Below are 13,080 nucleotides of genomic sequence, written 5' to 3' on the forward strand. Positions count from 1 at the left end.
CTCTCAAGGCTGAGGTCGAGGCTCAGGCAAGCAGGCGCTCGACCAGTGGCGTCATGTGCGAATAGGTCAGAAAGACCTCATGCGTGGCGCGGGTGATGGCGACATAGGTGAGCCGGATATCGTCTTCCAGGTCTTCCGACGCCATGGCGCCAAGTCCGCCGATCGCCACGCAGGGAAATTCCAATCCCTTGGCGGTGTGCATGGAAAGCAGCCGAACCGCATCGAGATTGGCCTGGACCCGGTTGCGGTTGCGCTTGGCGACATCGGGCGGAATGCCGTGCTTGTCCAGGATCTTTTCGAACCGGCGGCCGATTTCGTGCTCGGGATACAACACGGCCATCTGGCCCCACTGATAGCCCGCCGCGTGGCGGTTGAGCAGCCATTCCGCGATGGCGTGCGCCTCCGTCTCGAAATTCACGCATTGGCGCACCTCGGGTTCCAGGCCCTGGCGCCCGGCATCCTCCGGCAGGAGAATGGCCTCCTCGTTATCGGCGCAAAGGCCGGGTGCGCCCAGCACGTCGGCCGCCAGCTTGCAGGCGAAACGCAGGATCTGCGAGGTATTGCGGTAATTGACCTTGAGCACCGTGGTGCGGCCCGAGGCCTCGATGCCAAGCTGGCGCCACACCGGCCGCGCGCGGCCTTTGTAGATGGCCTGGGCATCGTCATACACGATCAGCAGGGACTTGGTATCCGGGTTGACCATCTTTGCCGCCAGGGCCAGCCATTGCGGCTCGAAGTCGTGTGCCTCGTCGATCAGCACGGCATCGTATTGCCCGCCCGGTATCAGCCCGCGCTGCACGGCGTCGATGACCGCCTGAACCCCGGCCGCCAGGCGCTCGCCATAATCCGGAATGTCCCGTTCGCTCGGCGCGGGAATGTCATAGGTGCGCAGCATGTTCCAGCACCATGAATGGAAGGTGGAGACGATCACCTTGTCCTCGACGCCCCGATCCTGCATGGCGTTTTCCAGGCGGCCGGCGATGCCGTTGGCGTAACACAGCACGAGCACGGGCCGGCTGGCCAGCCGGGCCAGGTGCTCGGCGCGGAAGGCCAGGATCAGCGTCTTGCCGGAACCGGCCACGCCGCGCACGATGCGATGGCCCTCGCCCAGATTGCGCGCCAGCAGTTCCTGCTGCAGGTCCATCACATCCAGAATGCGGTCGGCCAGGGGCGAGGGCGCCGGCTCCGCTTCATCGAACGGCAGGGCGATCTGGCGCACCCGCACTTCCGGAAAGAGCAGGGCGCGGATACGGTCGAGCTGCGGCACGGACAGCGCCGGGCCGAGTCGGGGCGACACCATCTTCCACAACTGCTCGCGAAACCGGTCGGGATCGCTGCCCTCGGTCATTTCGTCCCGGAACACGCACCGCTCGGGCGGAAACACCTCATCGAGATCGGTCGCCTGATACTGCCGGCGGGTGATATTGGTAAACACCACGCCATAACCAAAAGGCAGGACGGGTTTGCCCTTGAAGCGGCCCTGCTCGAACACCAGCAGGGGGTCGCGCCGCAGGGTGTTGACCACGTTGAACATGTAATTGCGCACCTGCTCGAACGGGTTTTCCAGCCGCACCTCGCCTTGCGGCATGAGCAGCGTGACCTGATGCTTGTCGGCCTGCTGCAGGGTGTCCAGCCGCCAGTCCTTCACCTCCAGCACCACCAGGCCCTGCTGCGGATTCAGCACCACGAAATCCGGGTGCCGGCCGAAGGGGCCCACCGGCAGGTTGTGCCAGACCAGAGTGTTGTCTTCGAGAAAATCCTTCAGCCGTTCGGCGAGGCGCAGCTCGCCACGGCTGTCAAAGCGCGCCGAGCCGATGGAGGGAATGAGTGTGGCCATATACAGGGCAAATGCTAGTCGCGCTCTGCGGTGCCGGTAAGATCGCCGGCGATCTCCCGAAACTGCGCCAGCGCCGCCGCCAAATCCTCCACGATCTCCGCCGCGATCACCTCCGGCGCGGGCAGATTGTCGGAATCGGACAGCGACTCGTCCTTGAGCCAGAAAATATCCAGGCTCGCCTTATCGCGGTTGATGAGCTCCTCGTAGTCGTAAGCGCGCCACCTTCCCTTCAGCCCCCTCTCCCCCTGGGAGAGGGCTGGGGTGAGGGCTGTCCCCTCTCCCTCTGCGAGAGGGCTGGGGAGAGGGGCGCTTTCATCAAACCACGTCGGCTTGCGGTCATGCCGATTCGCCGGGTTGTAGCACTGCACGAACTCGTCCAGGTCTTCGCGCTTCAAGGGGTTGGTCTTGAGCGTGAAGTGCATGTTGGTGCGCAGGTCGTAGATCCACAGCTTCTTCGTCCACGGCGTCTCGCTGGCAGGCTTCTTGTCGAAGAACAGCACGTTCGCCTTCACGCCTTGGGCGTAGAACAGGCCGGTGGGTAGGCGCAGCAGGGTGTGCACGTCGCAATCGTGCAGGAGCTTGCGGCGGATCGTCTCGCCCGCCCCGCCTTCGAACAGCACGTTGTCGGGTACGACCACGGCGGCGCGGCCGTTCTGCTTGAGCAGGGTTTTGACGTGCTGCACGAAGTTGAGCTGCTTGTTCGAGGTGGTGGCCCAGAAGTCACCGCGCTCGACGATGTCGCGCTCGCGGCTGACCTTGCCCTCTTCGCCCACGATGGTGGTGCTGCTCTTCTTGCCGAAGGGCGGATTGGTGAGGATCACATCGAAGCGCTCGCCGGGGTCGGCGGCGAGCGAGTCGGACACCACGATGGGCTCGAAGTCCTGGCTGCCGATGCCATGCAGCAGCATGTTCATGGCGGCGAGCCGCGCCGTGGCCTGCACCAGCTCCCAGCCCTTGAAGGTCTCCTCCCTGAGCCTTCGGCGCTCCTCCTTGGTGAGGTGCGGATTGTGTTTCACCACATAGTCGTGCGCCGCGAGCAGAAAGCCGCCGGTGCCGCAGGCCGGATCGCACACGGTCTCGCCGGGCTTGGGCGCCATGACATCCACAATGGCCTGGATCAGCGGCCGGGGGGTGAAGTACTGGCCGGCGCCGGACTTGGTGTCCTGCGCGTTCTTCTCCAGCAGGCCTTCGTAGGCATCGCCCTTCACGTCGGCGCTCATCGACACCCACTGTTCCTTGTCGATGAGATCGACCACCAGCCGCCGCAGCTTGGCCGGGTCCTGGAACTTGTTCTGCGACTTGTTGAAGATCAGCCCGAGCAGGCCCTTCTGGTTGCCCAGCGTCTCAAGGGTGTGGCGGTAGTGATCGAACAGCTCGTCGCCGTCTTTCTTGATGAGGCTCGGCCAACCGTACTGCTCCGGCACCGGGCTTTTCTGGTTGTATGGCGCCTTGGTGCGTTCGTCGGCCATCTTCAGGAACAGCAGATAGGTGAGCTGCTCGACGTAATCGCCGTAGCTCATGCCGTCGTCGCGCAGGACGTTGCAGTAGTTCCAGAGTTTTTGGACGATGGTAGAAGTGTTCATTCTTATCTTCTTGCTCTAATTCTTTGTAGATAGGCCTCAAGCCATTCTTCGTCTAGGCGCAGCCGTACTTGACGATATACACCGCCAATGCGGCCCGCGAGGTCCAGAAATGAAAATTGCTGTTGCTTTACCTGGGCAAGTGAGTGCGGGTCAGAACGAGCAGCCTGTACCAAGCCAAGTATTTCTTCTGGGATATCAAATTCCAGCCGAAACCAACGTGCGTCGCCTTCCCTTGAGTCGACCGGTGAAAAAGACCAGCGATCTGAGTCACGGCCATAAACTCGACACCGTATTTCATCTTGTTCAGCAAAAGTTATGGGCGGCAATGAACTCGATGAGAGCAGATGCATTGGCCATTTCCCCTGGAGCATGCCGAAGTAAGAGCCATTAATATCAAGCAGGGGCATAATGACGTTTGCGCGAAGGTGCTCGATTCCATCCCTACTAAACCCACAATCCGGATTCCAGTAAACATCACCACGTGCGCGGATCATCTCTCTAACTGTGCTTCTTAGCCGTTTACTAATGTCGTCATCGTCATCGCGCTGCCCTACCGTCGTGGACTCCACGTGTGTCTGACGTATTCCCCTGATGCCTTCTATTACAGGCACGAGCAAGCTAATTCGTTTGTATTGAATCAAGAAGATTTGATGAGCAATCGCATATTTCTGCGCGCCCGATGTGTACCCACTCGCAGAAAAAACAGCCGAGTGATAATTGAACCTCGGCGCCACTACGGGGCTTTCGCCTGGAGCAAGCGGCTGGTAAGTAAAATAATTTTCCGAAATGTCTTTTAGAACGCCCACAACATTCCGTACCACCTGGATACCTACCGGGTAACCAGGTGAATGGCACTTGGCCTCCACCATCAATCTGAGTGGGTACATAAAGGCTGGCGTTCGATCAAATGCTGCTAGAGCATCAATCTGGTGCCACTCGCCTCGCCCCTGCACCTCAAGACCTGAATGGCCTGAACGAGTTCCTTCCTCGCCGGCTGCAACCACGCGGTAACCAACAAGCGTGAGCAAATGCAGTACGAGTTCTTCAAGAATGAGGCCGCGAACACTGGATATATGCATGGCTAGGATATAAGTTGCGTGAAGAGGTGCCGCAGGCGCGGAAATTCAACACTGGATGGATGCGCTTTCTTTTCATTTACTAGTTGCGTTAGTCGTTCATCGTCGAGAACCATCACAAATCCACGATGATCACCAGCTGTGTCACGACAGCGCCTATCCATTAGGTCGGCATTTTCTAGCGAACGACAGAATAGGAGTCCAACCTTTCCTCTATTCGGACTGAACCTGCCGCTAATCTGATCTAGCTCAGGATTGCCAATTTCCTTCCCGTAGTTCTTGCATTCAACAAAAATCATTGCCGAGGGGTGATGCAGGCCAATCCAGTGAAAGAACCCACTATTGGCAGCGTTCGCATAAGTAATATCAACTCTTTTGCGCCCCTGATGAATGGGGTGCTGCTTGAACGGGTGAAGCAATGCTGGATAAAAAAGAGCTGTTAGCAGCGCCTCTATCGCGTTCTCGTAGTCCGTGGCACCTGCATTGCCTGGAACAACCTTAAGCACACGTTGTAGCAGTTGGTCCCAGTCAGGTATATCGGTATGTACTGCTTCAGCCACCTCGTCATGTGTCATCGCCCTGCCTGCGCGCTGTCTCTTGTCATTCCTATACTTGTTCAGCACTTGAGCTCGCGGAATGGTTAGATCGACACAGACGAGCTTGCCAGCTCCATATTTATCTACCAGGCTCTTTTTCGTAACACGGCGGCGTCCATCTTTGAGCAACTGAACAAGTCCAGAGTTGGCTGCCAGCTCTTCTTTCTGCAATTGTGGTAGTAAGTAATGTCGAAAGTACTCATCATTCGAGAATGAAAAATTTACACGCGCTATCACCTTTGGTACTAAGAGTAAGCGTTGGTGCTTTACAACTGGCAACTCGATGAGTTGCTCCTCCCACGACAGCGTTTGAGGATTCCATATTGGCCCCGAGGCCACTTCCGGCTGCATTGGAATCCCGTAGAACCTGCACATATCTTGGGTGTAGCGAATCAACGGTCCACGAATCACATTGCAGGCAGCATCCGACACCATATCTGGTCCGATACCTTCGATTAAGAGACAGGTATCCTCAATGTCTTGCAACAAGCCAGTCTTCGCCGCCTTGCTTTTGGTAAGGGCTTTCCAAACGTCAGATGCGTGCCCCGAGCCAAAGCCACGACCTTGAGACTCGCCAACAGAGAAGCCCAAATGGAACTCGTTTCGCTCGCGAAGCGAAGCCAGTAATGACATCGCTTCATTATTAGAGCCATTGGCTATCAGATTAAGTATGTGCTGGAAAAAGTGCTGAAGCAGAGATCTACATTCAGCACCCCAAGTTGTATCAAGGGCTCTTATGGCATTCGGGTCGACAAATACGGCAGTGTCGGTATCGACATGAACATCAACAAAATCGAGTGTCGGCTGAGTTCGACCTAAGGCGAAGCATTTAGATACCCGCATAAGAAAGCCCCCCCGAGAATGCGCGACCCAAGGTCGAGGCTCGCAATCGCTCTGCACGTTGGAGGTTGGCGTCCACCTGCGCCTCGACTTCGTGCAGGAGGGAGAGCCGACGGTCGACCTCGGCGACGATGCGGTGTTGTTCACCGAGCGGTGGAATAGGCACAACGAATTGTCGTATGTGGGCCAGCCCCAAATCAGGTTGGGTCACCCCCCTTACGTCACGCTTTATCTGCAACTGAATAACTTCTGACTTCAGGCACGTGGAAAGATAGCCTGTGCGCCATTCACCACGTACTGGCTTCAAGATCGCAATACTTGAAGCCTCCTCGGATATTCGGGCCAATATGAAGTAGAGTTTTCCCTGAAAGGAAGCTCTACATGAAGAAATCGAAATTCACCGAGCAGCAGATCGTGGCGATCCTCAAGGAGGTCGAACTGGGCGCCAAGGTCGGCGAAACCTGCCGCAAGCACGGCATCTCGGACGCCACCTACTACAAGTGGAAGTCGGCCTACGCCGGCATGGAAGTGTCCCAGCTCAGGCAGTTGCGAGACCTGCAGGCCGAGAATGCGCGGCTCAAGAAGATGTATGCCGAACTGGCCATGGTGCACAACGCCCTGCAGGACGTTGTCTCCCGAAAGCTCTAGCCCCGGCGCGCAAGATTGAGTTGGCCGACGTGCTGATGGATGCGCATGGCTTGTCCGAACGCCAGGCTTGCCGGGCGGTACGGCTAGCCCGATCCAGCCGGCACTATGTGCCGGTTCGGCGCGATGACAGCGCCGTCATCGAGGCGGTACAGGCCTACATGGCGGTCAATCCCCGGCATGGTTTCGGCCTGCTGCATGACAGCTTCAGGCTGCAACAGCAGCCTTGGGGCAAGACCGTGCTGTGGCGGGTGTATTGCCAGCTCAATCTGAACCTGCCGCGCCGGGGCAAGAAACGCTTGCCGGCTCGCATCAAGCAGCCTCTGGTGGCCGGGGCGCTGCCGAACGATACTTGGAGTTGTGACTTCATGGCCGATGCGCTGTGGAGCGGTCGGCGCTTCCGGACCTTCAACGTCCTGGACGAGTTCAGCCGCGAGGCCCTGCGTATCGAGGTGGACACTAGCCTGCCGGCGGCCAGGGTGGTGCGGGCCTTGAATGAATTGATTGAACTGCGGGGCAGGCCCCGCCGGCTACGCCTGGACAACGGCCCGGAACTGGTCAGCCAGGCACTGGCCCAGTGGGCCAGGGATAATGAGGTGGAATTGATGTTTACCCAACCGGGGAAACCAACCCAGAACGCCTATATCGAACGGTTCAACCGCTCCTACCGGACCGAGGTGCTGGACTGCTATGTGTTCGAGTCGCTGGCCGAGGTCAGGAAGCTGACGGAGGACTGGCTGCACCGCTACAACCATGAACGACCGCATGAAGCCCTGGGCAGGATTCCACCGGTGGCCTATCGCATGCAAAAATACCCAAACCCTCTACTTCTGAGTGGCACGGAATAACGAGGAGGCTTCATACTGTATGAGGCCTGAAATGGCAGATCCGTCTCCACAGTCCTTACCTCACCGACCGTCCCATATCTAGACAGTAGGATGTCACCACGAACTGGGCGCACTTTCTTACACAGGTTTTCGAAATCAGATGGCGATATGTGCTTGGCACCATCGAAGTCGATCTCGCTTTCACCGATGAAGTCTCTCGTACTGACATAAGGGATGCCCCCTTCAAATGGCTTCGGCATCTTATGGTCCACATCCGCGATTTGTGTGGTTAGCTGATCTAGAGACACATACACCCACCCCTCCGGCAATTCGGGCAGGTCGGTGGTGTCGGGTGCGGCGGGTTCTTTGTATTTGCCCTTGCCATTCCACTGCCTGCGGCGGGTTTCAAGGATGCGTTGCAGGAGTTGGGCGCCGGTTTCAATGCTGCGGCCTTCGCGGCGGGCGAGTTCGGCTTCGGTTTCGACGAGGCGGCCTTCGACGGCTGCTTTGAGAACGGCGGCTTTGTAGCGCTTGAGGTTGGCCTTGACGCGCTTGAGGTTGGCGACGGCTTGGTCGAGGCGGGAGAATTGCTTTTCGATTTCTGCGACGATGCGTTTTTGTTGGTCGAGGGGTGCGACGGGAATTGGAACCTGTGAAAGCTTTGAAGCATTGACGTTCGGTACCGCAATTCCAGATTTACTTGCGCCGATTGCATCCCAATATGCTGGGCTCTTGAGATAGTAGTAAAAGTACTTGGTAAGAATTTCCTTCTTGGGGCGGAAACGAATCAGGTATGACGCAAACACAGCGCGCTCTGGTTTGTTAATAAGGAAGCTTACCCCTACTGATCCTGCCCTTGAAATCAGCACGTCACCAGACTCAAGCAAGTACTTCTCAACATCTTCTGGCTCATCCGTACAGTAAGGAACAGATGACCAGTCGATCGAACCGGAAGTGATATCAGTGGTTCTTAACAGCTTTAGTCTGCCGGTGCTGTGATTCGCCTTCGTTGTCCAGCCGTATTGCGACTTCTCGGTGACATCGCCAAGTGTTGCCCACTTCCAACCCTCGGGAAGGTTGTTTCCTTCTTCAATTACAGTGCTGTCTCTGGTGCTCACGCTGCTGAGGTCTCGTTCAATTCTCCAATAATTGCATTCAGCTTGTCGCCGAACAGCTGATGCACCTTGCCGCCCTCACCCCAGCCCACTCCCAGCGGGAGAGGGGGCAGTGAATAAGGGACGTGGCCGCGCATCATTTCCACAGCAGCCGCTCCGCCTGCCCCAGCAGGTAGCACAGGATGTGCGCCGGCACCCTGAGGAAGCGTGTTGTCACGCCCGGCAGCTCGGTCACGCCGAAGTCGGTGTCCTGCTGGGTGACGAGGTAGGCCTGTTTGAGTTTTTCGGCATTGCAGTAGAGGGCCAGGCCGCTCTTGGCCTCCACTTCGGCGTGGCTGCGGTATTTGATCTCGAAGGCGAAGTGGTAGGCCGGGCTTTTGACGATGATGTCCACTTCCTTGCCGGTGACGGCGTCGCGCCAGTAGGCGATCTGGGGCGTGTCGCGGTAGTGGTAGGCGTAGAGGTGCCGCAACACGGTGGTTTCGACGATCATGCCCATGTCGTCGGCATTGGCCAGCACTTCTTCGCCGCGCAGGAGGACGGCGTTGCGCAGCGCGGCATCGACCAGGTAGTACTTGTTGCGTGCGCGCAGGACCTTCTTGCCGCTGATGGCGACGGGCGGCAGGCAGTAGACGAGGTTGGCGGCGCGCAGCAGTTCGAGGTGGTTGCCGACGGTGGCGGCAGAAGTCTCCAGATCGCGCGCGACGGTGTTATGCGCGAGGATGCCGCCGGTGTGCAGGCACAGGTAAATGAACAGCCGCTCCAGATCGTTGACGTTGCGCACGCCAAACAGCGCGGTCATGTCGCGCTTGAGCACACGCTCGACCACGTCTTCGCGCAACAGGCGCTGGCACAGGGCGATGTCGTCCTGGCGCGCCGTCTCGGGGAACCCGCCGGTGAGCAGATAGCGATTGAACAGCGGCAGCAAGGGGCGCAGTTGCGCGGCAATGTGCAGGCGGTCGGCATCCGTGGCGATGAACAGGTCGGCGGGCCGTTGCGTGGCGGAAAGGTCCGGTACGGCCTCATTGCGGATGTGCACGAATTCGTAGAACGAGAGCGTCGGCACGGGGAGGGTGATCCAGCGGCCAACGCCGCTTTCCGCGAGTTTTTCCTTGTGCACCACGCTGGCCGAGCCCGTGGCGACGATACGGTAGGCCGGCTGGTGATCGACCAGGAGCTTGACTTCGGTTTCCCAGCCGCTGGCGTACTGGACTTCGTCGAGCAGGAGCAGCGCGGGCTTGCCTTCCGGGTGGAGGTGGGCGTGGTAGAGCGCGAGGATGTCGCGCAGGGAAAGCAGCTTGAGTAGCGGGTGGTCGAGGCTCAGATAGAGGATGCTCTTGGCGTCGGCGCCCTCGCGCAGGAAACCTTCGGCGAGCTGCTGCAGCAGCGTGGTTTTGCCCACACGGCGCGGGCCGGAGAGCAGAATCGCGCGGCGCAGGTCCGGGTTATCCAGATAGGAACGGCAGGCTCCGTAGGCAAGCCGCCGGAACGACGGGACGGCATAGGGACGCCCGCTCCACCAGGGATTGAATCCATGGAGGACATTCAGGATCTCGGCGTTGTCGAAAAAATCCTTCAAGCGGCAGCCTTATAATGAAAAATAGTAAATATATAGTAACTGCACTTTGTATATATTTCAATTAAAGGCAATTTTCAGGCCTTATGCAACCAGAACGGCATTCAGCTCCGATACGAGCGGGCCGAGCTGATCGCCGAACAGTTGATGCACTTTGCCAAGGCCGCCGTGTTGTGAGAACGGCGCATATTCGAAGTCGTCCGGCTCGATGCCGAGGTTGGCGGCGATGTGGTCGCGGATCATTTCGAGCCACTTGAGTTGTTCGGGGGTGAAGCGGCCAACACCACCCTCACCCCGGCCCTCTCCCCGGGGGAGAGGGGGTTGAGAGGCCAGCCACGCCCTGAAGTTGGCGTTGACGCGCTCGGGGAAGGGGATGAGTTCGTTGTCCTGGTGGATGGCGAAGCGAACCAGCGAGACGAGGTCGGTGAGGATGCGGCGGCCGGAGGCGCCCTTGACCTTGGATTTTTCCAGGGCGGCGTAGGCGTTCCACAGTTGCGATTCGTTCCACAGGTAGGGCGGCTTTTCGATGGCGTCGGCGAGTTCTTTCACGGCCTCGAAGGTGAGGCGCTGCTTGTAGGGCTTGCCGTAGAGCACCTGCAGGGCGGTGATTTCGTCTTTGTGCTCGGCGATGAACTGCTCGAAGGACTGGACCATGCCCCTGGCGCGGTCGAGGGCGTCTTGGGAGAAGCCGGCTTCGAGGACCTGGTCGGCGCTGACGGTGTCGATGACGACTTCGTTTTTCTTCTTGATGGTGTCGATGGCTTCGCGCAGCTTGGGCTCGAAGAAGGGTTTGATGGCTTCCTGGATGACCTTGTGCCGGGCGGCGGCCAGCGCCGGCTCCGGGATGGGTTGGTCGTCGCCGGGGGCGAGCCCCAGGTCCAGCTTGGCCTGTTCGATGTGGCGGTCCGGGTCGAGGGCGGCGATGATGCGGTGGCTGAGCTGCTTGATGCTCAGGCCGCCGGAGAGGGCGCGGATTTGCCGGTCGTCTTCCGCGCTCATGCGGTGTTCCATGCGGGCCAGCCGCCCGGCGAGCGAGGTGAGCACGTCGTCTTCGGTGTTGCCGAAGGCGACGGCCTGCATGAGCTTTTCGAAGCTGACGGTGGGCTTTTGCTCCATGGGGCGGGAGTCGGTCTTGTCCTGCTCGCACACGCCCACCGCATCGACGATGACGAAGTGGTCCTTGGCGCGGGCGTCGGGGGTGACGCTCTGCAGGTCGTCGGGCGCAATCACGCGCACGCCGCGGCCTTTCATCTGCTCGAAGAAGGCGCGGGATTTGACGGCGCGCATGAAGAAGACGACTTCCACCGCCTTGATGTCGGTGCCGGTGGCGATCATGTCCACGGTGACGGCGACCCTGGGCATGGGGCTGGTGCGGAATTCGTTGATGAGGTCCTTGGGCTTGGCGCCAGTGGTGCGGTAGGTGATTTTCTGGGCGAAGTCGTTGCCCTTGCCGAATTCCTCGCGCACGATTTCGACGATGTTCTCGGCGTGGGCGTCGTCCTTGGCGAAGATGAGGGTCTTGGGCACCCAGGTGCGGCCGGGGAAGATTTCCGTGAACAGCTTGTCGCGGTAGGTCTGGATGATCTTGCGGATCTGGTCCGGGGCGACCACGTCACGGTCGAGCTGGTTGGGGTCGTAGCTGAAGTCGTCGTCGAGCTGTTCCCACCTCTTTTTACGCGTCTCGCGCTCCATGATCTGCACGGCGTAGCCGGACTCCACCTTGGAGCCCTGTTCGGTGATGGCGGTGCGGATGCGGTAGACGTCGTAGTTGACGTTGACGCCGTCGGCCACGGCCATTTCGTGGTTGTACTCCATCACCAGGTTCTGGTTGAAGAAGCCGAAGGTCTGCTTGCTGGGCGTGGCGGTGAGGCCGATGAGGTAGGCGTCGAAGTACTCCAGCACCTGCGCCCAGAGGTTGTAGATGGAGCGGTGGCATTCGTCGGTGACGATGATGTCGAAGGTTTCGATGGGAATGCTGGGGTTGTACTCGATGGGCTCGGGCTGCTTGAACAGGCTGCCGAGCTGGTCGACAGATTCCTCGTCCAGCTCTTCCGGCAGGTCTTTGCCCTTGAGCATGGCGTACAGGCGCTGGATGGTTGAGATGCAGACCCGGGCGGTGGTGTCCAGGGTGTTGCTGGAGAGGCGCTGGACGATGTACTCCTCGGTGAACTTGAAGTTGTTGTAGGGCGAGGCGTATTGCTGGAATTCCTTGAGGGTCTGGTCGGCGAGGTTGCCGCGATCGACCAGGAACAGCACGCGCCGGGCGCCGGCGAACTTGATGAGCCGGTAGATGAAGGAGATGGCGGTGAAGGTCTTGCCCGAGCCGGTGGCCATCTGGATCAGAGCGCGCGGGCGGTTTTCCGCCAGGGATTTTTCCAGGTTGCGGATCGCTTGAATCTGGGCGGGCCAGAGGCCTTCTTCCTTGAGCGGCGGCATGTGCTGGAGGTTGGCGAGGAAGGTGGCTGAAGGCTGGGCAACCGCGGGGGCTGTTCCCTCACCCCCGGCCCCTCTCCCGGAGGGCGAGGGGAGATAGGCCAGCCACTCGGCCAGGAGTTCGGGCTTATGGAAGGCGAATACCGGGCGGGAACGCGGCTGCGGGTCGAGGCCGTTGGTGAAGCGTGTTTCCACGCCGGTGGACTGGTAGGCAAACGGCAGCGGGTTGCTCCAGCGCGGCAGGCCGGCGGGCAGGCCCTGGGTGTATTTGTCTGATTGGGTCTCGACGCCGGTGAGGGTGACGCCCTCTTTCTTGGCCTCGATCACACCGGCGGCCTTGCCGTCCACATAGAGCAGGTAATCGGCGAAGCCGTGGCCGGACTTCAGGGGGAATTCACGAATGGCGACGCCCCGAGCGGCGTGGATGTTGGCCGCGGCGGCATCGCAGACATGCCAACCGGCTGCTTGCAGTAGCTTGTCGATGTTCTCCCGGGCTTGGGCTTCGAGGGTCATTTAGGTGCGTGGTCTCCCGCCGGGAATCCTATCATTTCA

At 59.6% G+C, this 13,080-nt stretch carries 9 protein-coding genes; 1 reads left to right on the forward strand and 8 read right to left on the reverse strand.

Annotation, left to right across the window (positions count from 1 at the left end; genetic code table 11):
* Positions 1 to 22: 22 nt before the first annotated feature.
* The 5 genes from EL388_RS04205 to EL388_RS14400 are packed head-to-tail and all read right to left on the reverse strand — an operon-like array spanning position 23 to position 6,278.
* Complete coding sequence (locus EL388_RS04205; RefSeq protein WP_126460089.1) at positions 23 to 1,837, reverse strand: DEAD/DEAH box helicase; 1,815 nt, start codon at positions 1,835 to 1,837, stop codon at positions 23 to 25.
* Between the two features lie 14 nt (positions 1,838 to 1,851).
* The gene (locus EL388_RS04210; RefSeq protein ID WP_126460092.1) at positions 1,852 to 3,420 is read right to left on the reverse strand and encodes a type I restriction-modification system subunit M; all 1,569 of its coding nucleotides are present in this window, start codon (positions 3,418 to 3,420) and stop codon (positions 1,852 to 1,854) included.
* A 2-nt stretch (positions 3,421 to 3,422) separates the two neighbouring features.
* The gene (locus EL388_RS04215) at positions 3,423 to 4,499 is read right to left on the reverse strand and encodes a PDDEXK family nuclease (protein WP_126460095.1); all 1,077 of its coding nucleotides are present in this window, start codon (positions 4,497 to 4,499) and stop codon (positions 3,423 to 3,425) included.
* 2 nt (positions 4,500 to 4,501) lie between these two features.
* Entirely contained in the window at positions 4,502 to 5,935 is a 1,434-nt protein-coding gene (locus EL388_RS04220; protein WP_126460098.1) for a hypothetical protein, read from the reverse strand.
* Positions 5,922 to 6,278, reverse strand: a complete 357-nt coding sequence (locus EL388_RS14400; protein WP_420856651.1) for a restriction endonuclease subunit S — start codon at positions 6,276 to 6,278, stop codon at positions 5,922 to 5,924. Before EL388_RS14400 ends, EL388_RS04220 begins: the two co-directional genes overlap by 14 nt.
* 35 nt (positions 6,279 to 6,313) lie before the next feature.
* Here EL388_RS14400 and EL388_RS04230 point away from each other — a divergent pair.
* Positions 6,314 to 7,425 (forward strand): IS3 family transposase gene (locus tag EL388_RS04230; protein ID WP_420856648.1). Its coding sequence is split into 2 segments (ribosomal slippage): positions 6,314 to 6,569 and positions 6,569 to 7,425, totalling 1,113 coding nucleotides; the frame shifts between segments, so codons are not numbered across the junction.
* Here the strand turns inward: EL388_RS04230 and EL388_RS04235 are convergent.
* The 3 genes from EL388_RS04235 to EL388_RS04245 form a co-directional block, all read right to left on the reverse strand.
* Complete coding sequence (locus EL388_RS04235) at positions 7,374 to 8,522, reverse strand: restriction endonuclease subunit S (protein WP_165919156.1); 1,149 nt, start codon at positions 8,520 to 8,522, stop codon at positions 7,374 to 7,376. The genes EL388_RS04230 and EL388_RS04235 overlap by 52 nt on opposite strands.
* Positions 8,523 to 8,655: 133 nt before the next feature.
* Complete coding sequence (locus EL388_RS04240) at positions 8,656 to 10,098, reverse strand: ATP-binding protein (RefSeq protein WP_126460107.1); 1,443 nt, start codon at positions 10,096 to 10,098, stop codon at positions 8,656 to 8,658.
* An 81-nt stretch (positions 10,099 to 10,179) separates the two neighbouring features.
* Positions 10,180 to 13,041: a type I restriction endonuclease subunit R gene (locus EL388_RS04245; protein ID WP_126460110.1), complete on the reverse strand. Its 2,862-nt coding sequence runs from the start codon at positions 13,039 to 13,041 to the stop codon at positions 10,180 to 10,182.
* Positions 13,042 to 13,080 lie beyond the last annotated feature (39 nt).

The sequence above is a fragment of the Sulfuritortus calidifontis genome (assembly GCF_003967275.1).
Lineage (GTDB): Bacteria > Pseudomonadota > Gammaproteobacteria > Burkholderiales > Thiobacillaceae > Sulfuritortus > Sulfuritortus calidifontis.